Origin of the sequence: Streptomyces sp. HUAS TT7 (genome assembly GCF_051550175.1) — a bacterium.
In the GTDB taxonomy this organism is placed as follows: domain Bacteria; phylum Actinomycetota; class Actinomycetes; order Streptomycetales; family Streptomycetaceae; genus Streptomyces.
In genome coordinates this window covers 7,753,851-7,779,721 of sequence record NZ_CP196175.1, presented here as the reverse complement: position 1 = coordinate 7,779,721, position 25,871 = coordinate 7,753,851, and the positions used below count along the sequence as shown (strand labels likewise).

The window sequence follows — 25,871 nt, the reverse complement described above, 5'->3', positions numbered from 1 at the left end:
CTGCCGTGCCGGGATGCTGCGGGCTGTGCTCCCCTGAGGCTGGGCCATACCGGGGAACCTGACGGCAACCGCGAGTGGGGTGACCCGGAGCGGGCACTGTCCGGGCAGCGCCACATCCGTGCGCCACTCACACTGGAGACATCACATCGTGCGATCCATCAGACGAACCGTCACCGTCGCTGTTCTGACAGCCGTAGTACTGTGCACCACCTCGCTGACGTCGGCCTTCGCCGATGACGCCAGCCCCGCCGGCGGACTCGGCGCCCTGGCCACCGGTGCCGACATGCTGACGAAGACCCTCGTGTCGGTCGCCGGCCTACGTTAGCCACGAGCGCCTCCCTTCTCACGGCTCGCGGCTGAAGTCCGGTCGCGTGCCGCAGCGTTGGCCCCAGCGGCCTGGCTGTATATGTGATGTACCCACCGCCCGGGCCCGGGTGCCGCTTCGTTGCGGCGCCTGGACCCGGGCGCACGATTGCGGTTGGGTTGCGGTCCGTGCTCACCTCGTTGCCGGGACCGGGCGGCGGGCGTTGACGAATCGTGGACCAACTGTCTGAGCCGAAGCCCGTCCATGCCGGGCTGCCGGACGTGTACTGGCTGAAGAGTTCGCGGCGCGAGCAGGCGAACCGCTGCCCGAGCGGGCCCGAGCGGCCGACGGACATCCGGCTGGAGATACTGCACTCCGTCATGACCGGGTTCGCCGCAGGGACGGTCGTGGTCGCGACGGTCGTGTCGGTCTGCGGCAAATGAGCCCGACTGCCGACCGACGCCTGCCCGATGCGCTGACATCGCACTCAACTCCAGCCACACCTAGGGAAGTTGGAACCATCTGGCCGGTCTTGATCAGCCCCTCGCCCCCCGCGACACCCCCTGCGCCTCCTGGGTGTCACCGTCCGTGTTTACGATCAAGGGGCTTCCGGGGGGCGCGCGAAGTGACCTCCCGGAGCAGGTTGACGCACTGGAAAACCCTGAAATGACCGGATATCGACCGGGCAGTGCGGGGCCCCACACAGAGCAAGGAGCACGGGCATGGACAAGCGGTACGAGCCGGGGCGGCGGACGGTGCTGGGAGCTGCGGCCCTGGGGGCCGGGGCCGCGGTACTGGCCGGAGCGGGACAGGCCAACGCGGCCGGCACCGGGCCGGCGGAACGGTCGACGCCCGCCGGGCCGCCCGCGAAGCTGCCCGTACCGTTCGTCATCGGCCACCGGGGGGCCAGCGGCTACCGCCCGGAGCACACCTTCGGCTCCTACCAACTCGCCCTCGACATGGGCGCGGACGTCATCGAGGCCGGTGACCTCGTCCCGACCAAGGACGGGCACCTGGTCTGCCGGCACGAGCCCGACATCTCCGCCACCACCGACGTCGCGGACCACCACGAGTTCGCCGGCCGCAAGACCACCAAGACCGTGGACGGCACGAAGATCACCGGCTGGTTCACCGAGGACTTCACGCTCGCCGAGCTGAAGACCCTGCGCGCCAAGGAGCGCATCCCCGACGTCCGCCAGCACAACACCCTGTACAACGGGCGCTGGGAGGTGCCCACCTTCGAAGAGGTCCTCCAGTGGGCCGAGCGCGAGGGACGCCGCCGCGGCCGCCCCATTTGGATCTACCCCGAGACCAAGCACCCCACCTACTTCCGCAAGCTGGGCCTGGGCGTCGAGGAGCCGCTCGCCAAGCTGCTGCGCCGCTACGGCCGGCACACCGCGCACGCTCCGAACATCCTGCAGTCCTTCGAGCCCAGCAGCCTCAAGCGGCTCAGCGAACTGGGCGTGCGGTGCCCCAAGACCGTCCTGCTCGACGAACCGTCCGTCAGGCCCGCCGACTTCGTCGAGTCCGGCGACCCGCGCACCACCGCCGACCTCCTCAAGCCCGAGGGGCTCCGTTGGATCGCCGGCTTCGCCCAGGGCATCGGCCCCTGGCTGCCGCAGATCATCGCGCAGGACGACCAGGGCAAACTCGGCAAGCCCACCACGCTCGTCCGCGACGCGCATGCCGCGGGACTGTTCCTCACTCCGTACACCGTGCGGAACGAGAACAAGTTCCTGCCGCTGGACTTCCAGGTGGGCAAGAATCCCGGCGACTACGGCAACTCGCTCGCGTACTTCAAGGCGCTCTACGCAACCGGCATCGACGGCCTGTTCTCCGACAACCCGGACGCCGCGCTGCTGGCCGCGGAGGAGTTCCGCCGCCGCTGACCGTCCCCCGCGGCCCGGCCCGGCATCGAGCTCCCACCCACCCGCGTACCCCGCGGGCCGGGAACGCCACCGGGGAGCTCGGCGCCGGTCCATCCCGCTCGGCCGACCACCGGGCCTCGCCGCGGTGTACTCCGGTGCCGGTCCTCAGGAGTGGCTGAGCACGTTGATGACCCGGCCGTTCGGGTCGCGGACGAAGAAGCGGCGGACGCCCCAGTGGGCAGCGTGACGGGCATCGTCGGAGCGATGGGCGGTCTCGGCGGCTTCGTCCCGCCCCTGGTCATGGGCGCGATCTACAGCGCGAAGGACTCGTACTCGATCGGCTTCATGCTCCTGTCCGACCTGGCCCTGGCAGGGTGCGTATACACATACGCCCGCATGAGGACCAGCCGGCCTGTGACCGACTGATCTCCCCTGCGCCGGCCTCGGTCGAGCCGGATGGAACGCGGCCGGGTCCCGGCTCCCCCGACCGGCTGCCCCACACGCGGGTCGCCGTCAGGCGCGAGGACTCCTCGCGGGCGCTTGGGCATGCTCGTTCAGGAACGAGTGGTGGAGCGTGTACTGCTTGACGTCGAGGCCGTCGGTGACGGCCGCCTCTTGCGCGGCGGCGTCGGTCCACTCCGTGACGACGATCGCACGCTCGCCGTCCGCTGTCAGGTGGATGTGTTCGCCGAGCAGGCCCGGCGCCGCCATGACCGTGTTCTCCGCATCGTCCGCCGCCATCGTGGTCACCGCGAAGACGCCTGGTCGGCGCTTCGCGTCGTGAACCACGCTGCGGTGGAGGCGGGTCCGGTTGAGCCCGGGCCGTTCGATACCGGGCACGAGCGTGTCGACACGGCTGACCATTTCGAGGCGGCGGGCACGCGCCCACGCCAGGTGGGCCTCGTCGCTTGTCCACTGGGCGTAGAAGAGGAGGCCGGTGCCGGCAGTGGAGATGAACAAGTGTTGGGCGAGGAGGGCGGAGGGCGGCTCGGCCGCTGCCCACTCGTCGATCATCGCGTCGGCGGCCGCGTGCGAGTGCTCGGGAGTGCCGGTGATCCACTCACTGATCAAAGCTGTTCCGGCGGCAGGGTGGACGAGGTCCAGGAAGTGCGTCATGGTCATCAACCCTCATACATCAACCGCAGTTGAGGTCAAGACGTTCACGCTGCCCCCCTCCCGCATGCCTCAGCCGTCGGTCTTCCGGCTCCGGGGGCGTGCCACCGCCATGGCCGTCAGCGCGGCCGCGCCGGTCAGGCAGAGCCAGGCGAAGGTGTCTCCGATCCGGTCGTAGATCGTGGTCGTGCCCTGCGTGGGCACGTAGGCCACCATCGTCTGCTGAGCCGTCGTGAAGTAGTCGGTGGTGGCAAGGACATGGCCTTTGTTGTCGTAGGCGGTCGAAACCCCCTGCGCGTCCTGCCGCACCAGTGAGTAACCGCCCTCGATGGCCCGCAGGCTCGCCTTCGCTGTGTGCGGTCCGCCGTACTCCTTCCAGTCGGCCGAGGGGACCAGCATGATGTCGGCCCGCGTACGCATCATCGCGGGGAAGTCGGCGTCGTAGCAGATGACATTGGCGATGCGGCCGTACGGGGTGTCGGCGACGGGCACACGGCCGTCGCCCGGCGTGAACTTCTCCGAGCCGGGGATGGGGTGCGCCTTCTGGTAGGTCCACAGCACCTTGCCGTGGGGGTCGATGAGCAGCGCCTCGTCGCGGCCGAAGGCGGGGGCGGTCGTGCTGTAGACGCGGACACCGATCTCCAGGTAGATCCCGGACCGGCGGGCCTGTTCCTGCGCGGCCGCGACGGCGGCGGGTGCGTGGGACTCCTGGGTCCGCACGGCCTCCTCCGGCCAGATCACGATCTTCGCTCCGGCGGCAGCTTCGCGCCGGGTGGCTTCCAGCAGGTCGTTCTCGACGGCGGTCATGGCGGGCTCCACCTGCGAGGCGGGTGCGGCGGCGATGTCGGCCGGCCCGCCGTCGATCCTCCCGAGCACGGCCTGGAGGGCGTCGGCGACGGTCCGGCTGGGGCTCACCCCGGCGATCCGCACGGTCGTACCCACCGACGGACCGAAGGCGAGCCGGGCTCCGCCGGCGAGCACGACGGTCAGCAGCACCGTTCCGTAGACCACGCCACTGCGCCACGCGGGCCGCTCCCAGATCCGGTTGGCGGTACTCGCGAAGTAGCCGATCAGGAAGCCGATCCCCCAGGGCCCGGTGACCGAGACGACCTGCAGTAGCGGGAGGTCGCCGTACTGCGTGACGGCCAGGCAGCCGTACGCCGTGCCGAGCGGGGTCACCATGGTGATCAGGAACTCGGTGGCGGCGAAAGCCGCGGGGAAGGCGAGGGCCGCCACCGCCGGGCGCAACCGGCCGGCCAGCAGCCTGTCGGCCAGGAACGGCAGCGTCTGCAGCGCGGCGAGTGCGATCGCACCCACGACGGCGACGGGGTTGAAGCCGAGCTCCGACTCCTGGATCCAGAAGACGGCGGCGGCGATGTGTGCCAGCCAGATCCACAGCGTCCCTGACCACACTCGGCTCAGGCGGGCGAAGCGCAGCAGGAGCACGGGAAAGATCCAGGCCGCGGCCGCGATGTCCCACCGGCCGCCCACCGCGAACAGCATGGTGCCCATACCGAGCACCAGTAGCCCGTACCGGAGGAGAGTCTTCGAACACCCTTTATTTTTAAGGGAGTTGGCCATGGGCATCTCGCCCTGGAGGGGCTGTGCCGTCGAGGCGGCGAGGGGGGTCGCCGGCGGGAGGTTCGTCATGGCGAAAACGCTAGGCGGGTGCCTGCACGTGGCACGTCCGTCTCCACGGCGATCTCCCGCGCACCCACGCAACTATCGATGCGCGACCGGGGGACGATCCGCCGGGCGCCCCCGTTCGTCTAGCCTGACGGACCGAGATGGTCATCACCATGAAAGCCGCGCCACGAGCCGCGCGGCGATGGATAGCCGACCGGCCACGTCTGACGGACGTCGCGCTGGGCGGCGGTCTGACGTTGTTCGACGTGGCCACCGTGCTGGACCGCGCACCGGAACCGGCCGGCTGGGGAGTTGCCCTGTGGGGAGCGCAGACCGTTCCGCTGCTGTGGAGGCGGACGCGTCCGCGCGCCGTCCTGGCGGCGATGACCTGCCTGTACGTGGCCTTCCAGGTGCTCAGTCCGATTCAGGGCCGCATACCCGGCCCGTTCCTGCTCATGATCGGCGTGTATGCCGCGGCCCGCTACGCGCCGGTCCCGGCGAGCCTGCTGGGAACGCTGCTGTGCCTGGCGTCCACCGCCGCCGCCGATGCGCTCACCGGGCACTGGGAAGTCCCGCGCCTGGGATCACTGGAGCCGATCAGCACCACGACGTTCGTCTTCTTCCTCGGCCTCGCCTGGCTTCTGGGGTGCGGCAGGCGCAGGATCGGCGCCGACGCGGAACGTCTGCGTGAGCTCAATCGACGTCTCAAGGCCGAGCAGGAACTCAACGCTCGGCAGGCGGTGGTCACCGAGCGTGCCCGCATCGCCCGGGACCTGCACGATGTGGTGGCCCACCACGTGAGCGCCATCGCCGTCCAGGCGCGAGCCGCCGAGGACGTCATGACACCCGAGTCCGTCCCCGCCGAGGCCGTACACTGCGCCGGTCTCATCGCGCGGACCGCCGACACCGCGCTCATCGAGATGCGGCGCGTCCTCGGGCTGCTGTCGTTCCGCGAACGGGAGCTCGCACCCGAACCGTCCCTCGACCATCTCGGACCGCTCATCGACGCGGCGACGGCAGCGGGCTGCCGAGTGACGTACGCCTCGGAGGTCCGGGCGCAGACCGCGCTCTCCTCAGGCGTACGGATCTCGGCCTACCGGATCGTCCAGGAGGCGCTCACGAACGTCATCAAGCACGCCGGTCCCGTCGGCGTGCGGGTCACCGTCGGCGGTGACGACTCCCGTCTCACGGTCGAGGTCGTGAACGACCCGGCGCCACCGGGACACTCACCTGTGCGTGGGACCGGGCGCGGGCTCATCGGCATGCGGGAACGCGTCGCCGCCTTCGACGGCGTGCTGGAGGCCGGGCCGCGCGAGGACGGCGGCTGGCGGCTGCACGTGGTTCTCCTCGCGAAGGCACCCCAACCGGCGGAGGCGGACGCATGACCGTCAGAGTGCTGCTCGTCGACGACCAGGAGATGGTCCGGACCGGGCTCCGCCTGGTCATCGACCGCCGCGAGGACCTGTCGGTCGTCGGCGAGGCGGCCGACGGGGAGCAGGCCGTCGCCCGCGCCGTCGAGCTCCGGCCCGACGTCGTACTGATGGACGTCCGTATGCCCGGCACGACCGGCGTGGAGGCCACGCGGCGCATCACCACGGGCTGGCCCGGGCCGGGTCCGGCTCCGCGTGTCCTTGTACTCACCACGTTCGACCTGGACGAATACGTGCATGCCGCGCTGCGGGCGGGGGCCGTCGGCTTCCTGCTGAAGAACAGCCCTCCCGACCTGCTCGCCCAGGCCATTCGCTCAACTGCCGACGGGGAGGCGGTACTTGCCCCGAGCGTCACACGCCGCCTGATCGACACCGTCACCGCTCTGCCGGCCGCGCTCCTGCCCAACGCCCCGGCTCCCGCCCTGCGCGAGGGCGAGCCGGCGGATCTGCTGACCGAGCGCGAACTCCAGGTTCTCGTACTGGTCGCCCGGGGCCTGTCCAACGCCCGGATCGCCTCGGCCCTCGACCTCACGGAGGGGAACGTGAAGAGCCGCGTCAACCGCATCCTCACCCGGCTCGGCCTGGAGAACCGGGTCCAGGCCGCGGTGCTCGCCCACCGGGAAGGCCTCGCCTGATCCGTCCGACCGGCGCCGATTTCCGTGGACCGGCGCCCATCCCGCGCGCCCGCTCCTCCACCACGAGCTTCGGCATGCCGTACTCAACGCACCCGCTCCAACTCCCCCGGCAGCGGCCTGCTGTGGACGACCTCCAGGCCCGAGACCGCCCGCGTCAGGACCACGTACAACCGGTGCAGACCGCGCTCTTCGGCGGCCGCGATCTCGGCCGGTTCGACGGCCACGACATGGTCGTATTCGAGGCCTTTGGCGAGGGTGGCGGGCAGCAGCGTGACCCGTGCCGCGGCCGCCGCGTCCAGGGCGGCCGACTCCAGGGCCGTGCTCAGCGCGGGCACATCGCGGTCGGCCGCGATCACGCCCACCGAGCCCTCCCGGCCCAGCGCCGCCCGCACCGCATCGACCGCCACCTCGGCCAGCTCCTGCGGTGTCGCAGCACTCCGATACCTCAACTCGCCGTCTGTGCGCAGGGATTGACCGGACGGTACGTCCACGTCGAGCGCGGGGAGCAGCCGGTTGGCCAGTTCCACGATCGCGGCCGGCACCCGGAACCCCGTCGTCAGCGGCACCACCTCGGCGCCCGGCTTGCCCAGATGGGCGAGCTGCCCGGGCCAGCCGCGGGCCGCCCACGGGGTGGTGCCCTGAGCCAGGTCGCCGAGCACCGTCAGCGAGCCGAACACCGCCCGCCGAGCGATCGCCCGGCACTGCATCGGGGACAGGTCCTGCGCCTCGTCGACGACGATGTGCCCGTACCCCTCGGGGTGCTCGATCAGGCCCGCCACCTCGTCGAGCAGCACCAGATCGGCCGCCGACCACTTCGCGGACTTCCACGAGCGCGGCGGCCTGGCCCACAGGAGCGCCTTCTGTTCCTCCGCACCGAGGCTGCCGTCGGCCGCCGCGGCCAGTGCCTCGGGGGCCGTGAACAGTTCGGCCAGCACCTCTTCCGGCTTCGCCTTCGGCCACACCGTGTCGACGAACTCCGTCACCGGACGCGCCCTGGTGATCTTCTGGAGCCAGGTGTTGTTCATGGGCCCGGCCCGCCGTTCCGCCTGGAGCTGGATGGCCCGGACCGCCCGGCTGCGCACCCGCTCCCGCCCGATGGCGTACGGCGGCACCTCGGCCCGTACCGCCGCGACGATCGACGCGAGCTCTTCCCGGGAGACCCGCCAGGTGCAGGAACCCTCGCGCAGCGCAATGGAGTTGACGGGTTGCGCGACACGGCCGTACAGCGCGCGCTGGAGCACCTCGGCCATCCGCACGTCGTGCTTGACGACCGCCGCCTCGGGTTCGTCGACGGCTCGCACGTCGCGGCCGCGCGTCCCGCGCACGACCTCCTCGTCGACGGTCGACTGGCGGATGTCGTACTCGCCGAGCGCGGGGAGGACTTCACGGACGTACGAGAGGAAGGTGCGGTTGGGGCCGAGCACCAGGAGGCCACGGCGCTGGATGCGCTGCGGATAGGTGTAGAGAAGGTACGCCGCACGGTGCAGGCCGACGGCGGTCTTGCCGGTGCCCGGGGCGCCCTGTACGCAGACGGATTCGGCCAGTTCGGAGCGTACGAGGTCGTCCTGCTCGGGCTGGATGGTCGCCGCGATGTCCCGCATGGGGCCGACGCGGGGGCGCTCGATCTCCCCGGCGAGGATCGCGCTGGCGCCGCGCACCTCCCCCGCCACCAGGCGCTCGTCCTCAAGCCCGGTCAGGTCCTGGGCGGCGCCGGAGCTCCCCTGCGCCCAGCCGAATCGTCGGCGGACCGCGACACCCTGGGGGTCACGGGCGCTCGCCTGGTAGAAGCGGCGCGAGACGGGCGCCCTCCAGTCGACGACGAGGGGCGGGGCGGAGGGGTGTTCGCTGATGCGGCGGCGGCCGATGTGATAGCTCTGGCCGGCGTGGTCACCGTCGGCCGCCGCATCGAAGTCGAGCCGCCCGAAGAACAGCGGGCCTTCCGGCATCTCCCTCAACTCCTTGGCCCAGCTGCGGAGTTGATAGCCGAGCACCTCGGCATCGGCGCCGGAGGCGAATGCGTTCTCGCCGATGACGACGCGGTGCCCGGCGCCCTCGGTCATGGCGGCCAGGGCCGCTCGGCAGGTGTCGTGGTAGGTCCGCTCGTGGTCGAGTTCCCGGTCGAGTGGCTTCATGCCGACCAGGATAACGCAACCCGGTTAAATTTTTTACTCAGTAACGAATAGGGGTGACGAGGCGGCACGGCATGGGCGGCGGGAGGGGGCCGGGGATGCCGGGAGGGGGTCCGGGGGCGCCGGGCGGGTCACCCCTCCCCGTACTCGGCCCCCAGCCCCTCCGCCAGCTGCGCGAACGCCCGGTCCGCCGCCCGTACAGCCTCCGGGTACAGCGCCCGCTCGCTCTCCCCCGCCACGATCCGGCGCCAGTTCTCCTCCGCGAGGATCCGCCGTACGGCGATGATCTGCCCGGCCGCGATCCGCGCGCCGAGCCCTTCCCCGAGCTCGGCGGCCAGCGCCTGTTCCGACCTCTCCTGGTACCCGTACAGCCGGGCCACCAGGCTCGGCGTGCCGTACAGCAGGCCGTAGTAGGCGCGCACGTGAGGGTTGTCGCACAGCCCGGTGACCGGGTCGCGGCGCTCCAGTCCCTCACGGAAGTGGGCGCGCAGGGCGGGCAGCGGCGCGGTGCCCTCGGCCCGGCCGGCCGCGACGACGCGGGCCGCCTCGTCCTCGTGGTCGGCGAACCGGTGCAGTACGAGGTCCTCCTTGGCGGGGAAGTACCGGAACAGGGTCGGCTTGGAGATCCCGGCGGCCGCGGCGACCTCCGCGACGGAGACCTTGTCGAACCCGCGCTCCAGGAACAGTGCGATGGCCGTCTCCGACACCGCCTCGTACGTCTGCCGCCTCTTGCGCTCCCGCAATCCCATCTCACTACCCATGGGGTGAGCGTACGTGGCCCGGCTCGGGGGCCCGAGTGCCGTCCGCCGCCCTGTCACATACGGCCGGTCAGTAGGCTCACACGCATGGGCGTGGACATCACCGTGTTGATCGCGGACTGGTCGTGGTTGGAGCGGGTGCCGCCTCGGGAGCGGCTCCCGCGCCTGAGGGATGCCTGGTATGACGACGAGACCGGGCTGTGGGGCCACGACGCACCCTCGATCGAGGGCGACTGGGAGTGGCCGCGGGGTGACTGCGGCGCCTTCTTCGCCGTGTACGAGTTCCGGGGCACTCTCGGCTCGTTCAAGCCGCACTTCTGGGCGGGCGAGCGATGGGAATCCCTGCGCGACCATGTGGACCCGCTGGTACGGGGCGACTTGGACGCCATGATGTCCCGGCTGTTCTGGAACGGACTGGACGACGAGGCCGAGCCGCCGCACACCGATCACGACTTCTTCGGGGACGATCCCCGCACCGCCTACGGGTTGCTGGCCGCGCAGTCGCCTGACGGCGTGCGCGAACTGGCCGCGACGTGGGAGAAGCTGGCGCCCCGACTGGATGGACTGCGGGGCGACTTCGCCAGGTACGCCGCCACCCCCGACGGGTGGATCCCCGACTTCGAAGCGTTCGCCTCCCTGTTGGAGGACTGGGGGCAGGTCCTGGCCGAGGCGGCTGGGCGCGGCTGGGGGGTGGCGGGGCTGAGCGAGTAGCCCCGGGAGGTCGCCGCATTGGCTGGGCGGGGTGCGCCGGGGCTCCGCCCCAGACCCCGGGAGGCTGACGTCCATGATCGCCGACCGGATGGAAGATGGGCTGTTCCGGCAGCCGAGGCGGCCATCCGCGCCAGTCCAGTTCTCGGACCAGGTCCAGCTCCTTGGGCCCGGTGGGGCGCCACAAAGTCGTCGTAACCGGCCGGCTGGTCATGGGAGCTGCCTTCTCGACAGGGCAGACCTTGGATGCGGCTGCCCGGGGAACCCAGACGTACCGCCAGCCACGGAGTTTCCGCACCCACCCACGAGCGGTACGACATCATGATCCGATGCGCTTCCGTTTCGCCGGTATTCCGGATGTGACCTGGATTCATACGGGAGTTGACGCTCACGGGCCGGACCTTGGTGCAGAGGACCACCGCCGGGACCGTGGGCGCGCCGGCCAGTCGCCGATGCCTCGCTCGTCCTGTGCGCCGGCTTCACCGTGGCGGACGCGACGGCTCAACTCCTGCGTGCCGAAGGCTGTGACGACCTGACGTTCGTGATCACCGGCGGGGACGGAAGGGCGGACGAAGACCTGGCCTGCGCCCACCATGTGGCGCGCCGGGCCCTCGACGGAGCGCACGTCGACGGCGGCGGGGGCCGACGGGGTGTTGCAGCAGAATGCCGTGCACTGCGAGAAGTGCCGGGCCGCTCCCCGGTGGTACTCCTCCTCAGCGCCAGTCACGGCCCGACTCCAGCCCATCGGATGGGAGTTCGCCGCGCCCTGGCGCGCCGTCAGATGCGCCAGGCCCGGATGCGCTCGGCGGCCTGGTACACGCTCACCTTCCCCGCCTGGATGTCCCGTACGAGGTCGACCATCGCGCCGTACGGCGGGTCGATGCCCTCGCCCGACGCGTACATGTAGGCGGCCGTCACCTGGCACGCGTAGAGGCTGTTGCGGTGCGGCAGCGGTTGCAGGCGTACCAGCGTGTGCAGCAGCGCCGCGGCCCGCCAGGAGGGTTCGGGGTCGGCGGTGGCGGGGCGGGGGATACGGGTCTTGTGGCGGGCGACCGCGGCGACCAGGGCCGAGTAGTCGGCGACGCTCACGTCTTCCGGGACAGCCTGCTCCTGGACGTCCAGGAGCCACGGGACGTCGATGTAGAGGACCATCAGGCGGCATCCACCCCCTCGCCGCGCGAGCTTGGCGGCGCCTCGTCGGGGAAGGCCTCGTCGAACTCGGCGCGCTGCCGCTCTCCCCAGGAGAGCGCGTACCGGACGAACTGCAGGCGCTGCTGTTCGCGCAGGGGCAGGTCGTGGACGTACTGCTTGAGCGATTTCCCGTCGGCGGCCGCGGCGGCCCGGACCGCTTCCAGTTCCTCGTCGGTGAAGGTGATGTTCAAGGACGGCATACCTCGATGGTACCTAGTTGGTACCTGCTCGGCTACGGGGCAGGATCGAGTGCCTGTTCTCCCAGTTCAGGGGCTCGTGCGGGCTGGGCGCGAGAGCACATTGCCGCCCGCCGGTCCGCCCCCTGCCGTCCTTCGGTCACATTTCTCCGTCGCGATCCGTCAGAGCAGTGACAGCAAGCAGCGATCGACAGCAATGCGAAAGACTTGAGGAGATGGTCATGGAGACTCGCTCGATCACCGCGGAAGTAGCGATGGTTCCCCGGATGTCCGAGGACCCCGCGCAGCTCGTCCCGGAGCTGGCCCAGGTGTCGGCAGCGCTGTTCAAGGTCACCGGCAACGGTTCGGTGCCGCGCGGCACCATCAGCCTGATCCAGCTGCGTGCGGGGCAGATCGTCGGCAGCACCTACCTGACCGTGCTGCACACCGGGTTCCTGCGCAAGGCCGGGGAGTCGGAGGAGCGGATCACGTCGGTGGCGTCCTGGCAGGACTCGCCGTACTTCACCGGTGCCGAACGTGCCGCACTGGCGCTCGTGGAGGCCGTGCTCCAGCCGGCCGCACACGGCGAACGCGTCCCGGACGAGCTCTACGCCCGGGCGGCCGAGCACTATGAGCCCAAGGCGCTGGCCACCTTGATGTTCGCCATCGGGCAGGTCAACTTCTTCATCGCCGTGGCCCTCATCGCCAAGCCGGTGCCCGGACGGTCCTTCACCGACCCCTGGAACTGACGCCCCCCAAGCCGCCGTTCGGGTCCCCCGGTGGGACCCGGACGGGTCGGCGGTGCCCACGGCCGCACGGCAACAGCAACCCGGGTCCCACAGGCCCCGGCCGGTCCCCTCAGCGCAGCTCCCGGGGCCCGTACGGGGCGAACGGCTCCCCCGATGCCCGTGCCCAGTAGCGGTCTCCGAACGACCAGTGCCACCACTCGGTGGGGTAGTTCACCAGGCCCGCGGCGGTCAGCGCGGACCCCAGGATCCCCCGGTGCTCGCGGGCCTCGGCACCGATGTTGCCGGCCTCGGTGTAGCAGGCGCCCGCGCTCTCCTCCGGAGACGCGTTCATCCGGGTGCCCAGGTCCAGCTCACGTCCATCGGCATCGGCGAGGGTCAGATCGACGGCCGCACCCGCGCTGTGCGGCGCGATCCCGGGCGGGGACACATACCGGCTCGCCGCCGCGTGCACCTGCTCGGCGGCCCACTCCGGGTGCAGCACCCGCAGTTCTTCCAGGTACTTCTCGAAGTACGTCCGCTGCAGTGACAGCGGGCGGTACCCCTCGACGAAGAGCAGCCGCAGACCCCCGGGGAGCAACTCCTGTGCGTGCAGCAGCCGTTCATGGACGCCCTTCCGTACGTGCGCGAACGCGCTCTCGGCGTCCTGGAGGCGTACGTCGACCATGAGGGCGCCACCGCGGCGGACGTCCACCAGCGGCTCACCGCACTCCTGCAGAGGGACGGCGGCGACCCGCGGATCCGACATCAGGACGACCTGGCTCATCGAGTCACTCATGCGGAGATCATCTCCCGGCCCGCGATCTCCCCGAGGCAGGGAGTCGGTGAACAGTCCCGCGTGCGGGGCCGCAGGGTGCCGTTGAGATACTCCGGCCATGGATACGAGTACGGGGGCGGGCGGCGTCCGGCGGGCCCGGGTTCTGCCCGGGGCCGGGGCGGATCGTCCGGTGGAATGGACGCTGCGTGCCGCGGTGCCGGGGGACGTCGAGCCGATCGTGGAGCTGCGGGCCGTGGTGATGCGGCCGGATCTGGAGCGGCTCGGACGGTTCGACGAGCATCGGGTCCGGCAGCGGTTCCGGGACGCGTTCGTCCCCGAGCACATGTCGATAGTCCTGGCCGACGGCGTCTTCGCGGGCTGTGTCGCCCTGCGCCCGGCCGAGGACTGCCAGTGGCTGGAGCACTTCTTTCTCTCGCCGGACCTTCAGGGCCGGGGGCTCGGGTCGGCCGTCCTGCGCACCGTGCTGAACCGGGCCGATGCCGATGGCCTGGACGTCCGCCTGAACGTCCTGCGGGGCAGCGGCGCGCGGCGCCTGTACGAGCGGCACGGGTTCACCGTGGAGACCGAGGATCCCGTCGACGTGTTCATGGTCCGACGGCCGGGGGCAGAGTCCGGCGCCTCGGGAAGGACGTCCGGCCGAGACCGGATGCTCAGTTCGGGCGGGGCCTGAGCAGCCCGTCCACCAGGGTGTCCACCAGACCGCGGGGGATGCTCGCCCCCGTCAGGGCGCGGTAGACGATCGGGCCGACCAGCGCGTCCAGCGTGGCGTCGGGACCGAGCTCGGGCGAGATCTCCCCCGCGTCGATCGCGCGCGCCAGCATGTCACGTTCCTGGGTGCGGCGTGGACCGAGATAGCGCTTGTGGAAGCTCTTGGCCGTGTCGGGATCGTGCTGTGCCTGCGCGATGAGCGCGAGCAGGACCTTTCCGGCGGGGTCGCGCGTGAGGAACCGCGCAAAACCCCGCAGGTAGCCACGGATGCTCTCCGCCGTGGCCTTCTCCGTCGGAACGGGAAGGCTTTTGCCGCTGTCCTCGATGAGGGTGTCGAGAAGGATCTCGACCTTCGAGGGCCACCAGCGGTAGATCGTCTGCTTGGCGACCCCGGCGCGCCTCGCGATGGCTTCGACGGTCAGACCGCCGAAGCCGTGCTCGACGAGCAGGTCGTCCGCGGCATGAAGCACCGCCAGACGTGCGGTCTCGTCGCGCCGGGGGCCGGAGCGGGGCCTGCGGGGCTGAGGGCTCGTGGCGGGCATGCGGAACACACTACCTGGCAGTGGCTGCTGCGCCATTGTCTAGACGCACCGTCTCGTCTAGCTTTGATTGACACCAGCTGCACACCCATCACGAAGGAGTTACGTGTGTCCACCACACCCGACCGCCAGGCCCTGGTCATCGGAGCCTCGCGAGGCTTAGGGCTCGTCCTCGCCGACGAGCTCGCCCGGCGCGGCTGGCGAGTCGTCGCCACGACCCGCGAGAGCGGCGGCGAGCTGCAGGCGCGCGCCGATGCCCACCAGGGACGGCTGGAGCTCGCATCGCTGGAGATGACCAGTCCCCGGCAACTGGCCGCTCTGCGCGGGCGCTTGGAGCGCCGTCCGGACGGCGGCCGGCTCGATCTGCTCTTCGTCAACGCCGCGATCGACCGGGGCGATCTGCCCATCGGCGAGGTCCCGACCGAGATGTTCACCGAGGTGATGGTCACCAACGCGCTGAGCCCACTGCGCGCACTGGAAGCCCTGCGCGGACTCGTCGCACCCGGCGGAACCGTCGCAGTCATGTCCTCCGAGCAAGGCAGCATCTCGCGCAACACCGAGGACGGCTACGAGCTCTACAAGGCGAGCAAGGCCGCGCTCAACCAGCTGATGCGCAGTTACACCACCCGTCATGCCGACGACGGCCACACCAAGCTGCTCATCGACCCGGGCCACAATCGGACTCGACTCGGCGGCCCCGACGCGCCGTTGAGCCCCAAGGAGAGCATCCCGGCCGTCGTCGACGTCCTCGAAGCGCAGGCCGGCGCGCCCGGCCTGCAGTTCCTGGACCGCCATGGCGAGACGGTGCCGTGGTAGGACTCCGGCCCAGTCACACCCGGGCCTCCCTCTAGGTCACCGGATTCTCGATCAGTGTGACGCGGTTGCCGTCGGGGTCCCGGACGGCGGCGAACCGCACCTTCTGGGCGCCCGGCTGGATCTCCCCGGCGGTGATGCCCCGCTCGGCAAGGTCCGCGATCGCCTGGTCGAGATCGTCGACCACGAGGTTGAGCAGCGTCGACCCGGCGTGCTCCGGCGACTGGAACACCGACACCCAGCCGGACGGCGCGATGTGCCAGTCGGCGAGCCCGGGCATCGGCCTCTTGTCGGCGGGCCTCCCGAGCAGCCGCTCGTACCAGGCCACGGCGACTTCCATCTCTGTCACCGGGGCTACGGCGAGGACATGGGTGAATGACATGGGGCATCCTTCCCGTAGGGCCGCGCGGGCCGCGGGGCCTCGTGTGCGGCTGTGGCCGCCATAGCGCCGGCCGGAGCCTCTATGGCTCTGGGCGCATTCCGTCCGCACTCCCTTCCGACTCCGCCGGGGCCGGAAACTCGTCGCTGCGCCGACCGGGGTGCCCTGGCCGGCCTCGATTCGGCGGCGGGTCGCCGACGGTTCGGCGAAGGGTGGCCGACGCCCTTCGATCTCCGTCACATAGGTTTCCGTCATGACGAGCGAATGGCGTAGGGACCGGATCGGCAGTGCCCTGCGTGGCGAAAACCCCACCGTGCTGCGGCGGTTGGAGGCAGGGTTCGCGGCCATCGGGGATGTGCAGTTCCTGCCGGGCTACTCGGTTCTCCTGGTGGACGATCCCCGGGTGGAGCGCCTGTCCGAGCTTCCGCGGACCAAACGGCTGGCTTTCCTGTCCGACATGGACGTGCTCGGCGAAGCCGTCGAGCGGGCCTGCCGTCGGCTCGACCCCGCGTTTCGTCGGGTGAACCTGGAGATCCTCGGCAACACCGACGGATTCCTCCACGCCCATGTGTGGCCGCGCTTCGACTGGGAACCGGCCGACCTCGTCCGCGTCCCCGTCTGGCTCCATCCCCGCGAGAACTGGCGGGACGAGCGGTATGCCTTGGCTCCGCGGCACGACCCTCTGCGGGAGGAGATCGCCCAGGAACTGGACCGGCTGACCGCGCGGGACTGACGGAGGCGGCTGCGGCATGTGCGCGGGCCACATGGGCTACCCCCCACCGCGCGCATACGCTTGTCCGGTCTCCCCGCACCGCACTACCTTGCCGGTGTGGATCTCTTCTCACACTCCTGGACGGCCTTGCGCGCCGCGGTCGCCGGGCTCCGGGACCAGAACTTCGGGCAGCCGTCCGGCTGCAGCGGCTGGCTCGTACGGGACCTCGTGTGTCACCTCGTCATCGACGCCCAGGACGTCCTGATCACCCTCGTCACCCCCGCCGACGGCGAACCGACCGTCGACGCGGTGACGTACTGGAGTGTCGGGGACCAGGCGCCGACCGGCGACGACCCGCTCGACGCGCTGATCGTCCGGCTGGCTGCCGCGTACCAGGAGCCGGGGCTGCTCACATTCCATCTGGACGATGTCGGCTCCGCCGCCGGACGTGCCGCCGAGCTCGCCGACCCCGGCGCCCTGGTCGGCACCCAGGACCAGGTTCTCACCGTGGGCGACTACCTCACCGCGTACGTCCTGGAATGGACGCTGCACCACCTGGACCTGATCGCCCGTCTCCCGGACGTCGCCGGGCCGCCCGCAGAAGGACTGGCCCGGTCCCGCGCGATGCTGGAGGCGATCGCCGGCGCTCCGTTCCCCGCGTCGTTCACCGACACGGACGCGCTGCTGATCGGCACCGGCCGCCGAGCACCCACCGATGACGAGGAGTCCGAACTCGGCCGCCTGATCGCGAAGTTGCCGCTCGTGCTCGGCTGATACGCCACGGAACGAGTGACGGCGCGCGGTACCGGCAACGCGCTCGCACTGCGCCAAGTACGCGGCGGCAGTCGCGGCCAGGACCTTCTCCTGGGGATGCGATGGTGCTCGACATCACCGCCGTGCACGGCGAATTGTGCATGGTAGGCGCCCGCCGGCCATTTCGTGGCCCCATTCCCCGTTCCCGTCCGGAATTTCGCGACAGACGGGGTGCGAATGTCAATGGCCCACGGCCGCCATCCCTTCATCCTGGCCGGCGCCCCCAGGGGATCTGAGCCATCCCCGCATGGCGCGAATACCCCGGTCGCCCGCGGACCCCATGTACGGCCCTGTTCACTGGTAAAGGACCAAAGGCTCCTCACCCAGGGTTTCGTGAAGACCGGATTCCTCGCTCCGTACGACGTCAAGAAGCTCGTCGCGCAGGAGACGGAATCTCTGATCAGTCGTCATGCCGTGCGGCGGGAGGGCGAGTTCGCCGAAACCGGCGGCACACCGCGCCCGATGCACAACGTACGCCGCGCGGAGATCGCCGAGTACGGCCGGATCCTTCCGCTGCTCTATTCCTCCCCCGGACTCAGGGAAGCCCTGGCCGTCGTGGCGGGAGAGGACGTTCTTGAATTCCCCTATCCTCCCAAGCAATTCGTCATTACCGAGCTCACGCAGAGCGGCGACACCCACGGCTGGCATTGGGACGACTACAGTTTCGCCCTCGTGTGGGTGATCGACTGCCCGCCGGTGGAACGGGGCGGGTTCGTGCAGTGCGTACCGCGTACGGAGTGGGACAAGGAAAACCCCCAGCTGCACCCGCACTTCGTATCGCGGCCCATTCACTCCGTCGAACTCCGGCCCGGTGATCTCTATTTCCTGCGCTCCGACACCACCCTGCACCGCGTGTATCCCGTGACCGGCGGCAGGCGCCTCATCGTGAGCATGGGTTATGCCGCGCGCCGTGATCTGGCCAAGTCCCTGTCCCACGAGACCATGGACGCGCTGTGGGCAGACCCGGCGGATTCCAGGCCCGCGGCCTGCGACCCGGCAGCTCGCGACACGGCCTCCCGCGGAACGGAACAGGAGAGCTCCCAGTGGCGGCCAACGTCCTGCGGCGGCACACCGGAGTCCCCGGGCTCGTCGTCCACTACTACCTGACCTCCGTTCTCGGCGTCGGCCTCCTGGTCATTCCGGTGCTCGCCTGGACCACGGCGGGGCCGTTGTCGCTGCTTGCCTGGGGCATCCTGATCGTCTACAGCTACCCGTTCGCGCTCGTCTTCGCCAAGCTGTCGACGCTGCACCCTACGAGCAAGGGCGTCGCGCAGTTCGTCGAGGTGGCCTTCGGCAGACGGGCCGGCCGGGTCGCCGCGCTCTACCTCCTGATGACGCTGCTCCTGGCCAACCCGGTACTGGGTCTGATCGCCGGCCGCTATCTCCTGGCCGCGCTGGCCCCGGGCGCCTCCAACCGGGCCTCGCTCGCGATCGGTGCCGTGGTCATCCTCGGCTGTATCGCGCTGAACCTGCTCGGCGTGAAAGTCAGCGGGCGCGTGCAGCTCGCCGTGCTCGCGGTCGTCACCGGGGTGCTGTGCGCCATCATCGTCCTGGCACTCCCCCAAGGCAGTCCGGCCCAGCTCCACCCGGTCGCCCCGCACCGCTGGGGCGTGCTCGGCGACTGCCTGCTGATCTGCTTCTTCGACTTCATCGGATGGGAGAACGCGGCCCCCATCGCCGAAGAGGTCCGCGATCCCGGGCGCACCTTCCCGCGCGGCATCCTGTGCGCCGTCTGCGTCGTGGGGGTCCTCTACTTCGCCATGGCGCTGACGGTGGCCCTCACCCTGCCCTCGGACCAGAACACTGTGGAGGGACTCACCGGATTCACCCGCCTGTTGCGGACCGCTACGGGTGCCGACCACACCACCGTCGGCTACTTGGTGGCGTCCGTGCTGCTCGTGCTCACCACCAATGCCTGGTGCCTGGGGACGTCCAGGGTCGTCTTCGCACTGGCCCGCGAAGGGATCATCCCCCGCGGCCTGAGCCGGATCTCGCCCCGCACGGGCACGCCGTCCAGGGCCGTGCTCGCCCTGGTCCCGGGCTACAGCCTCACCCTCGGCCTGCTTGCGGCGACCGACTCCAACGAGTCCGTCCTCATCAAGGCGTCCTCGGTCGCCTACCTCCTGGTCTTCCTCCTCTCCTTCCTGTCCGCCATCCGTCTCGTACGGACCGGGCCGATGCGCTGGACGAACTACCTGGTCACCGCCGTGACCGCACTGATGCTGCCCTTCATGGGCATCAGCATCGGCTACGCGGCCGTCATGTTCGCCGCGGCGGTGCTCGTCGAGTGGTGGCTGGCCACACGCGAGCGGACCAGGCTATGTGCGGCGATCACACACCCCCCGTCACCCGAACTCCCCACCGCCGCACCGCACCACCACCATCCAGAGCACGACCGACGAGAGAGGTGACGCCTTGCTCGGCCGCCACATACTCGGAATGACCGACTTCTCCGCCGACGAGTTACACACCCTGCTCGCCCTCGCCGAACGTATGAAGCGCGGCGAGGACACCCACCCCTATCTCACCGGCACGGACCTGGGGCTCCTCTTCCATGTGCCCTCCACCCGGACCCGGGTCTCCTTCCAGGTGGCCGCCGCCCAACTCGGCGGGCGCAGCTACACCTACGGCCCGGAAGAGCTGCGCCTCGCCAACAACGAGACGATCGAGGACACGGCCGGAGTCCTCAGCCGGTACCTCAGCGCCCTCGTGGTCCGCTGGTACGACATGGCCGACTACGGCGCGGGGCACCGCCGGCTGCACACCATGGCCGAGCACTCCTCCATCCCGGTCATCAACGCCCTGGACGACGAGGAGCACCCCTGTCAGGTCCTCGCCGATCTGCTGACCCTGCGCGAACGGTTCGGCGACGGCCTTCCGCAACGGCGGGTCGTCCACACCTGGGCGTACTCCTCCCGCCAGAAGACCCCCGGCGTTCTGCACTCCTCGCTGCTCGCCGCGGCCCTGCTCGGACAACACGTCACGTTCGCGCACCCGCCCAGCTTCGACCTCGACGAGCGGTACGTCAACTCGGCCGCCCGGTGGCCGAGTTCCACGAGGAGGCGGCCGACCGTCCGCTGGGACGGGTCGGTGAGCCGCGGGAGATCGCCGATGCCGTGAGCTTCCTGCTCGGCGAGGAGTCGTCCTTCGTGACCGGCGCGGTCCTGACGGTGGACGGCGGGGGCACGCTGTAGCCGTCCGCCTCCGCGCACGAACGGGCGGCGGCCTCGCCGGCACCTGTCCCGGGCTTGGCCGCCGCCCTAACGCGATATAACGTAAGTTCATTCGCAGGCGTCGAGGCGCCGCCCACTAGATCGGGATGGGGACATGTCGGGACAGACTCCGCCCACTGGTCAGCCGCACGACCCCGGCACGCCGCTGCCCACCAGGGCTTCGCACGCCGACCGGGACCGGACCGTGGAGGTGCTGCGCATCGCGGCCGGGGACGGGCTGCTTGACGCCGCCGAGCTCGACCAGCGCCTTGAGGTCGCCCTGACCGCGCGCACCCTCGACGAGCTGGCCGGGCTCACCGCCGATCTGCCGTCGACTGCGGCTTCCGGCGGTGCAACGGTGGAGGTGAAGGATGTCGTCCGGATCGACCAGCAGGCCGGTTCGGTCCGCCGCGACGGCCGTTGGGTCGTGCCCCGGCGGATCGACCTGAGGCCGTCCTGGTGCGATGTGACGCTCGACTTCACCGAGGCCGTGATCACGCAGGACACCCTGCGCGTCGACATGAACATGCGGGGCGGAACGCTGCTTCTGGTGACCGGTCCGGGGATCGTGGTGAACACCGAGTCCCTGTCGCTGAGCTTCTGCAAGGGCAAGGCTCCCGGGGCTGTGGATCCCGGGGCTGAGCACACCCTGCGCGTGGAGCTGACCGGCCGCTTCGCCTACGGCCGGATCAAGGTCCGGACATCACGGCGGACCTTCGGACAGTGGCTGCTCCGCAAACCGGCGCAGCGGAGCGGTGGCTGAAGCACAGCTGATACAAACCCGTGCGGCGGTCGAAGCCTTCCTCTGACCGGCCGGCAGCAGGCCTCACCGAGTCTGTGGACGTACCCGGAGTCCGGTGTACGTCCCTGACGTCGGGAGGCGGCTGAGGTGTCCAGTGCTGCGAAGCGTTCGGTTCCGCAAGGGCGTGGGGGTCAGACATGAGCTCGACCAACACGCCTGGGCCGACGGATACGGACACCGAGACGTTCGTCGGGACGGACGTTGAGACGGATATCGAGACCGAGCCGTCCGGGCCACGTCGCAGCGACACGTGGGGCGACCGCACATGGGGTGGACGCACATGGGGCCCGGCCACATGGATCCGCCGCACATAGGGTGCGGACATATGGAGGCGAGGCCGGCTCATCGCCGCTGCCGCCGTACTCTGCACCCTGCTCATGGCGCTGCACAACCTCGTCCCGAACACCATGGGCAACCTCGGCAGCCTGCTGCGGACGGTGCTGCCCTGGACGGGCCTGGCCGTGCCGCTTCTGCTGGCACTCGCCGTCGCGCGCCGTTCCGCGCCGGCGGCCGTCGCGGTGCTCGCCCCGGCCGTCGTCCGGTGCTCGCTGTTCGCCAGCGCCCTCGTGGACAAGGCTCGACGCGGGGGCCGAGGGGGCCCGGCACCACGAGGTCCCGCTGGGCGAGCTGGTCGCCGACGTGGTCCGCCGCGGCGGGACCGGCACGGAGGTACGGGTCGAGGACTTCGATGTCGTACGCACCGACCCGCGCCGGGTGGAGCGCATCGTCACCAACCTCGTGGCCAACGCGCACCGGCACGGCGCGCCTCCCGTCGAGGTCACCGTCACCGGGACGCGGGGCGTCGTGCGCGATAACGGTCCCGGATTCCCCGACGAGCTGCTCGCCCACGGGCCTCAGCGCTTCCGCACGGAGGCCGCCGAGCGTGGCCACGGGCACGGCCTGGGGCTGACCATCGTGCTCGGCCAGTCCGCGGTCCTCGACGCCCGGCTCACCTTCGCCAACGCGTCCGACGGCGGTGCGGTCGCCACTCTCGAACTCGGCCCCGCTTTCTGAGGGTTCAGGTCAGCTTGGGCAGCAGCAGCTCGATGTCCTCGGCGGACAGCTCGATGCCGAAGATGTCGGTGAGGACCTTGGGCACCTCGTTCGGCTCCAGCTCCCGGGTCTGCGGCGGGCCCGGCACGCCCGGCCTGACCGTGGTCAGTTGGCGGTTGTCCAGGAGGTGCACCCGGTCGGGGTGCAGGCGCTGCAGGAGGACGCGGTCGCTGAAGGGCGAGCGCGGGCTGGAGGCGCCGAAGTGGTTGGCGACCTGGAGGTCGACGGGGTACTGCCGGTGGAGTGTGAAGGTGTGCCGGACCATCCATCCGTCGCTGGTCGTCTCGATCTCCTCACGCCCGCCCGCGGGCTGGTAGAGCGCCCACCCCTCCTCGCCCGGTGAGACCTCCTGGCGCCGCAGCCGGTACTCCCCCACCCCGTCCGACACATCCGTCGCGTCGGTCAGCTCGATGAGTTCGAGCGGGCTCGTCCCGAAGCCGACGTCGCTCAGCCAGCGCTTGCCCTCCAGCTCGACGATCACCATGGCGTGCGTCTCGGGCCTGATCTTGGCCGAGCCCATCCGGACCCGGCCCTGGACGACGAAGAACTCGAAGCCGAGGCGTTCCAGGGCCGCCGCGTACAGGGTGACGTGCTCGAAGCAGGTGCCGCCGCGCGGGTTGCCGATCATCTTGGCCTGGACGGAGGGGACGTCGAGCGGGCGGCTCTTGCGGAGCACAGCCTCCAGGTTCTCCCAGCGTACGGAGAGCACATGTTCCCGGTGCAACGCGCGCAGCGTCGCCAGAGTGGGGGTGCGGTCCCCCTCGTGGCCGAGGTGTGCCAGATAGGCATCGAGATCGAGGGCGTCGCCGTTCCACATGCGGAGCGTCTCCTTGTGTGTCGTCACGTCAATGGGCTGGTCACCTATGCCATTTCCAGCGATCTTCCTCGTAGAGCTATTCCGTCCCATCCCCCGGTCCTTGGTCCTGGGCCTGTGGTCCTAGGCACCGCAGGACGCATCGCACGGACCGGGCCCGATGCGGTCACAGCAGCGTGTGCGAGACTTCCGGCCACTTCGTGAAGGGGCGGGGCGATGAGTGCCGGAAAGAAGAGTGGCGGGAAGAAGGGCGGCGGGAAGAAGGGCGGCCGCACGCAGCCGGCCGCGGCGGTCCGCGGGCTCGGCCCGCGCGGCATGGCCGTGGCGTGGGCCGTGATCATCGTCGTAGCCCTGGTGAGCACGCTCGGCCCGGCACTGCTCGATTTCGGTGTGGGGGTCGTTTTCGGCCTCATCGTTCTGGTCACGCTCTACGCGTGGGTGCTGCGCCGGATCGTCTTCGGCAGCCGGGTCATACCGCGCTGGGCCAGGGTGACCTACTGGGTCGGCGGCGCCCTGATGGTGGTCGGCGGGGTGCACGCGCCGGACGCCTTCCTCGCCCTCGCCGGTGAGCAGGGCACGGCCACCATCGCGTACGCCTCCACGGAGACGGGCTCGCACGGCATGAAGTACAAGCAGTGCTGGGTCGATCTGCCGGACGGCAACACCGAGCAGCTCCCCCGTACCGGGCCCTGCCCGGCTCCCAACGGTGCGCACCGCACGGTCGTCTACGCGCCGGGTGGTGTCGTCGCCCCGGTCCTCGCGGCCAAGAGCGACCTGATGTGGTGGTGGGCGGCGGGGTTCCAGCTCGCGGGCATCGGTCTGCTGACCACCACCGCGGTGCTGACCGTCCGCGACCCCGTCCTGGAGCGGCGGCTGTGGCGTCGTTGACGGAGCGAGCCGGCCACACCAGGGAGGGGAAGCCCGGCGCGACCAGACTCGCACGTTCAGCGTGCACCTCAATTCCCTTGCCGCCAAGGTGTGTTGACGACAATGCGTAGCTGAATTCCCCCAATTCGGGACCTCAGTAAGGCATTCTGTCGGGTGGGGCGCATGTGACCACGGGCAGTGACCGGCCCCCTGTGCCCGAGCGGCCCACCATGCCTGATCATTTTTCAAAACGCCTGGTCCGGAAGCTTGGCCGGGGGGTCATGGCGGACGAGCGGAGCGGTTGACAGGCTCCGGGGCATGAAGGTCCTTCCGCGGCTGCATAAAGCCGTCCTGTTGAATTCGGCGCTCGGTGTAGTGCTCATCGCGGCCGTGGGCGGTGCTTACGCGGTGGTGGTGAGCTCCGACGGTTCCTCGGCCAAGCGCACGGACACCCGAACGGCCGCCGTCTCCACGGGCAAAGTGCAGGCAACCGTCACCGGCGCCGGGCTGCTGACCTCGCCGAGCGATGCCGGGGTCAACTTCACCACCGGTGGGCAGTTGACCAAGGTCGAGGTCAAGCCGGGTGACAAGGTCACCAAGGGCCAGGAGCTCGCGAAGGTCGACGACACCGCGGCGCGCCAGGCGCTCGCCCAGGCGAAGACGGCGCTGGTGGCCGCCAAGGCGAACCTCTCCAAGGTGCAGGAGGGCCAGCCGGCAAGCCCGCCGGCCAGTAGCGGCCCCAACCCGTCAGGCGGCCCGAGCCACCCCGCGTCGCCGTCCCCCAGCGCTTCGTCCTCACCCAGCGGGAAGCCCTCGCCGTCCGCGAGCGCTTCGGCTTCCACTCCCCCCGGGCCGATCGGCGGGATCGGAGCGCTGTCGGCCCACAACGTCTCCTACGCGGTCCCGGTCGCGAACCCCTCCGTGGACCCCAACCTGCTCGTCCAGGCCCAGGCACAGGTGTCCCAGGCGCAGACCGCGCTGGACACCGCGCAGCGCACGCTCGACGGGACCGTGCTGACCGCACCGGTCGACGGCACGGTCGCCTCGGTGGGCGCCACGGTCGGACAGACGGTGATCGGCACGACGTACACCTCAGGAGCGGGCGCCGCCCCTGGCACACCGCCGGCCCCCGGCACCACCGGCGGCGCCGCGGCGGGCGGCACCCCGGCCGCGCCGAGCGGTTTCATCGTCCTCACCAACCCCACCGGGATGCAGGTGAAGGCCAACGTCTCGGAGGCCGACGCGCTCCGGCTGAAGCCGGGCCAGGCGGCCACGGTCACCCTGACCGCCCAGTCCACCACCGTGCTCAACGCGAGGGTCCTGTCGGTCAGCACGCTCGCCGTGAACGGCGGCACCGGCGCCACCGCCCAGTACCCGGTGACCCTCGACATCATGGGCCCGACCAAGGACCTCCACACCGGGCAGGGAGTCAGCGTCCAGATCGTCGCGGGCGAGGCGTCCGACGCCCTGTTCGTGCCGACGGCGGCATTGAGCGGCACTGGCAACCAGCGCACGGTCACCGTGGTCGGAGCGGACGGGACCACACATTCCGCACAGGTGACGGTGGGCGTCGAGAGCGACACCAACACCCAGATCACCAGCGGTCTGACGCAGGGTCAGAAAGTGCGGATCACCACCGTCGCACCGTAGGGCCGGGGCGAGTCGACGAGCGGGCCGCACAAGGCCCGCTCGTGGCG

General features: G+C 70.5%; 28 protein-coding genes and 3 pseudogenes. 21 read left to right on the top strand and 10 right to left on the bottom strand.

Going from position 1 to position 25,871, the window contains the following annotated elements; genetic code table 11:
- Positions 1 to 148 precede the first annotated feature (148 nt).
- The 4 genes and pseudogenes from ACSHXC_RS35290 to ACSHXC_RS35275 all read left to right on the top strand — a co-directional run.
- Positions 149 to 325, top strand: a complete 177-nt coding sequence (locus ACSHXC_RS35290) for a hypothetical protein (protein ID WP_438295415.1) — start codon at positions 149 to 151, stop codon at positions 323 to 325.
- A 212-nt stretch (positions 326 to 537) separates the two neighbouring features.
- On the top strand, positions 538 to 747 hold the full coding sequence (locus ACSHXC_RS35285) for a hypothetical protein (protein ID WP_438295414.1): 210 nt from the start codon (positions 538 to 540) through the stop codon (positions 745 to 747).
- Between the two features lie 279 nt (positions 748 to 1,026).
- Positions 1,027 to 2,193: a glycerophosphodiester phosphodiesterase gene (locus ACSHXC_RS35280; RefSeq protein WP_438295413.1), complete on the top strand. Its 1,167-nt coding sequence runs from the start codon at positions 1,027 to 1,029 to the stop codon at positions 2,191 to 2,193.
- A gap of 213 nt (positions 2,194 to 2,406) precedes the next feature.
- Positions 2,407 to 2,598: pseudogene (locus ACSHXC_RS35275) on the top strand (MFS transporter); the annotation flags it as partial.
- A gap of 87 nt (positions 2,599 to 2,685) precedes the next feature.
- Here ACSHXC_RS35275 and ACSHXC_RS35270 read toward each other — a convergent pair.
- Positions 2,686 to 3,294 carry an antibiotic biosynthesis monooxygenase gene (locus ACSHXC_RS35270; RefSeq protein WP_438295412.1) on the bottom strand — a complete coding sequence of 203 codons (609 nt, stop codon included), beginning with the start codon at positions 3,292 to 3,294 and terminating at the stop codon, positions 2,686 to 2,688.
- Positions 3,295 to 3,357: 63 nt separating this feature from the next.
- On the bottom strand, positions 3,358 to 4,935 hold the full coding sequence (locus tag ACSHXC_RS35265; protein ID WP_438295411.1) for a nitrilase-related carbon-nitrogen hydrolase: 1,578 nt from the start codon (positions 4,933 to 4,935) through the stop codon (positions 3,358 to 3,360).
- A 149-nt stretch (positions 4,936 to 5,084) separates the two neighbouring features.
- Here ACSHXC_RS35265 and ACSHXC_RS35260 point away from each other — a divergent pair, with 149 nt between their 5' ends.
- On the top strand, positions 5,085 to 6,296 hold the full coding sequence (locus ACSHXC_RS35260) for a sensor histidine kinase (RefSeq protein WP_438295410.1): 1,212 nt from the start codon (positions 5,085 to 5,087) through the stop codon (positions 6,294 to 6,296).
- Positions 6,293 to 6,976: a response regulator gene (locus ACSHXC_RS35255; RefSeq protein ID WP_438295409.1), complete on the top strand. Its 684-nt coding sequence runs from the start codon at positions 6,293 to 6,295 to the stop codon at positions 6,974 to 6,976. The genes ACSHXC_RS35260 and ACSHXC_RS35255 overlap by 4 nt, the downstream gene beginning before the upstream one ends.
- Positions 6,977 to 7,059: 83 nt before the next feature.
- On the opposite strand, the gene ACSHXC_RS35250 is transcribed toward ACSHXC_RS35255, so the two are convergent.
- Entirely contained in the window at positions 7,060 to 9,108 is a 2,049-nt protein-coding gene (locus tag ACSHXC_RS35250; RefSeq protein ID WP_438295408.1) for a HelD family protein, read from the bottom strand.
- Positions 9,109 to 9,236: 128 nt separating this feature from the next.
- Positions 9,237 to 9,866: a TetR/AcrR family transcriptional regulator gene (locus ACSHXC_RS35245; protein WP_438295407.1), complete on the bottom strand. Its 630-nt coding sequence runs from the start codon at positions 9,864 to 9,866 to the stop codon at positions 9,237 to 9,239.
- Between the two features lie 84 nt (positions 9,867 to 9,950).
- Between ACSHXC_RS35245 and ACSHXC_RS35240 the strand changes: the two genes are divergently transcribed.
- Positions 9,951 to 10,574, top strand: a complete 624-nt coding sequence (locus tag ACSHXC_RS35240; protein WP_438295406.1) for a hypothetical protein — start codon at positions 9,951 to 9,953, stop codon at positions 10,572 to 10,574.
- A gap of 360 nt (positions 10,575 to 10,934) precedes the next feature.
- A pseudogene (locus tag ACSHXC_RS35235) lies at positions 10,935 to 11,181 on the top strand (2-phosphosulfolactate phosphatase); the annotation flags it as partial.
- A gap of 167 nt (positions 11,182 to 11,348) precedes the next feature.
- Here ACSHXC_RS35235 and ACSHXC_RS35230 read toward each other — a convergent pair.
- Complete coding sequence (locus ACSHXC_RS35230; RefSeq protein ID WP_189960120.1) at positions 11,349 to 11,723, bottom strand: toxin Doc; 375 nt, start codon at positions 11,721 to 11,723, stop codon at positions 11,349 to 11,351.
- On the bottom strand, positions 11,723 to 11,962 hold the full coding sequence (locus tag ACSHXC_RS35225; RefSeq protein ID WP_438295405.1) for a hypothetical protein: 240 nt from the start codon (positions 11,960 to 11,962) through the stop codon (positions 11,723 to 11,725). The genes ACSHXC_RS35230 and ACSHXC_RS35225 overlap by 1 nt, the downstream gene beginning before the upstream one ends.
- Before the next feature lie 218 nt (positions 11,963 to 12,180).
- On the opposite strand from ACSHXC_RS35225, the gene ACSHXC_RS35220 reads away from it, so the two are divergent.
- Positions 12,181 to 12,687 (top strand): carboxymuconolactone decarboxylase family protein, encoded by a 507-nt coding sequence (locus tag ACSHXC_RS35220; protein ID WP_438295404.1) that lies wholly within the window; start codon positions 12,181 to 12,183, stop codon positions 12,685 to 12,687.
- A 109-nt stretch (positions 12,688 to 12,796) separates the two neighbouring features.
- Here ACSHXC_RS35220 and ACSHXC_RS35215 read toward each other — a convergent pair whose 3' ends face one another.
- Positions 12,797 to 13,450 (bottom strand): M15 family metallopeptidase, encoded by a 654-nt coding sequence (locus ACSHXC_RS35215; RefSeq protein ID WP_438297016.1) that lies wholly within the window; start codon positions 13,448 to 13,450, stop codon positions 12,797 to 12,799.
- Between the two features lie 109 nt (positions 13,451 to 13,559).
- Here ACSHXC_RS35215 and ACSHXC_RS35210 point away from each other — a divergent pair, with 109 nt between their 5' ends.
- Complete coding sequence (locus tag ACSHXC_RS35210; protein ID WP_438295403.1) at positions 13,560 to 14,132, top strand: GNAT family N-acetyltransferase; 573 nt, start codon at positions 13,560 to 13,562, stop codon at positions 14,130 to 14,132.
- Here the strand turns inward: ACSHXC_RS35210 and ACSHXC_RS35205 are convergent.
- Positions 14,113 to 14,712: a TetR/AcrR family transcriptional regulator gene (locus ACSHXC_RS35205; RefSeq protein WP_438295402.1), complete on the bottom strand. Its 600-nt coding sequence runs from the start codon at positions 14,710 to 14,712 to the stop codon at positions 14,113 to 14,115. The two genes, ACSHXC_RS35210 and ACSHXC_RS35205, sit on opposite strands and share 20 nt — an antisense overlap.
- A 105-nt stretch (positions 14,713 to 14,817) precedes the next feature.
- Between ACSHXC_RS35205 and ACSHXC_RS35200 the strand changes: the two genes are divergently transcribed.
- Positions 14,818 to 15,525 (top strand): SDR family NAD(P)-dependent oxidoreductase, encoded by a 708-nt coding sequence (locus ACSHXC_RS35200; RefSeq protein ID WP_438295401.1) that lies wholly within the window; start codon positions 14,818 to 14,820, stop codon positions 15,523 to 15,525.
- A 31-nt stretch (positions 15,526 to 15,556) separates the two neighbouring features.
- Here ACSHXC_RS35200 and ACSHXC_RS35195 read toward each other — a convergent pair whose 3' ends face one another.
- A complete protein-coding gene (locus ACSHXC_RS35195) occupies positions 15,557 to 15,904 on the bottom strand; it encodes a VOC family protein (protein WP_438295400.1) in 348 nt (115 codons plus the stop codon).
- 250 nt (positions 15,905 to 16,154) lie between these two features.
- Here ACSHXC_RS35195 and ACSHXC_RS35190 point away from each other — a divergent pair, with 250 nt between their 5' ends.
- From ACSHXC_RS35190 to ACSHXC_RS35155, 8 genes and pseudogenes are all read left to right on the top strand, one after another.
- Positions 16,155 to 16,634, top strand: coding sequence for a diadenosine tetraphosphate hydrolase (locus ACSHXC_RS35190; RefSeq protein ID WP_438295399.1), 480 nt, complete (start codon positions 16,155 to 16,157; stop codon positions 16,632 to 16,634).
- Between the two features lie 96 nt (positions 16,635 to 16,730).
- Positions 16,731 to 17,387: a maleylpyruvate isomerase N-terminal domain-containing protein gene (locus tag ACSHXC_RS35185; protein WP_438295398.1), complete on the top strand. Its 657-nt coding sequence runs from the start codon at positions 16,731 to 16,733 to the stop codon at positions 17,385 to 17,387.
- 216 nt (positions 17,388 to 17,603) lie between these two features.
- The gene (locus ACSHXC_RS35180; RefSeq protein ID WP_438295397.1) at positions 17,604 to 18,533 is read left to right on the top strand and encodes a HalD/BesD family halogenase; all 930 of its coding nucleotides are present in this window, start codon (positions 17,604 to 17,606) and stop codon (positions 18,531 to 18,533) included.
- Positions 18,470 to 19,837 (top strand): APC family permease, encoded by a 1,368-nt coding sequence (locus ACSHXC_RS35175; protein ID WP_438295396.1) that lies wholly within the window; start codon positions 18,470 to 18,472, stop codon positions 19,835 to 19,837. The genes ACSHXC_RS35180 and ACSHXC_RS35175 overlap by 64 nt, the downstream gene beginning before the upstream one ends.
- Positions 19,749 to 20,546 carry an ornithine carbamoyltransferase gene (locus ACSHXC_RS35170; protein ID WP_438295395.1) on the top strand — a complete coding sequence of 266 codons (798 nt, stop codon included), beginning with the start codon at positions 19,749 to 19,751 and terminating at the stop codon, positions 20,544 to 20,546. The genes ACSHXC_RS35175 and ACSHXC_RS35170 overlap by 89 nt, the downstream gene beginning before the upstream one ends.
- On the top strand, positions 20,543 to 20,620 hold the full coding sequence (locus tag ACSHXC_RS35165) for a hypothetical protein (protein ID WP_438297015.1): 78 nt from the start codon (positions 20,543 to 20,545) through the stop codon (positions 20,618 to 20,620). Before ACSHXC_RS35170 ends, ACSHXC_RS35165 begins: the two co-directional genes overlap by 4 nt.
- A gap of 133 nt (positions 20,621 to 20,753) precedes the next feature.
- Positions 20,754 to 21,401, top strand: a complete 648-nt coding sequence (locus ACSHXC_RS35160; protein WP_438295394.1) for a DUF1707 SHOCT-like domain-containing protein — start codon at positions 20,754 to 20,756, stop codon at positions 21,399 to 21,401.
- 609 nt (positions 21,402 to 22,010) lie between these two features.
- A pseudogene (locus tag ACSHXC_RS35155) lies at positions 22,011 to 22,454 on the top strand (sensor histidine kinase); the annotation flags it as partial.
- A 4-nt stretch (positions 22,455 to 22,458) separates the two neighbouring features.
- On the opposite strand, the gene ACSHXC_RS35150 reads toward ACSHXC_RS35155, so the two are convergent.
- Positions 22,459 to 23,337, bottom strand: coding sequence for an arylamine N-acetyltransferase family protein (locus ACSHXC_RS35150; protein ID WP_438295393.1), 879 nt, complete (start codon positions 23,335 to 23,337; stop codon positions 22,459 to 22,461).
- A gap of 186 nt (positions 23,338 to 23,523) precedes the next feature.
- Here ACSHXC_RS35150 and ACSHXC_RS35145 point away from each other — a divergent pair, with 186 nt between their 5' ends.
- Both ACSHXC_RS35145 and ACSHXC_RS35140 read left to right on the top strand, forming a co-directional pair.
- Positions 23,524 to 24,195: a hypothetical protein gene (locus tag ACSHXC_RS35145; protein ID WP_438295392.1), complete on the top strand. Its 672-nt coding sequence runs from the start codon at positions 23,524 to 23,526 to the stop codon at positions 24,193 to 24,195.
- A gap of 297 nt (positions 24,196 to 24,492) precedes the next feature.
- Positions 24,493 to 25,824: an efflux RND transporter periplasmic adaptor subunit gene (locus ACSHXC_RS35140; protein ID WP_438295391.1), complete on the top strand. Its 1,332-nt coding sequence runs from the start codon at positions 24,493 to 24,495 to the stop codon at positions 25,822 to 25,824.
- Positions 25,825 to 25,871: the final 47 nt, after the last annotated feature.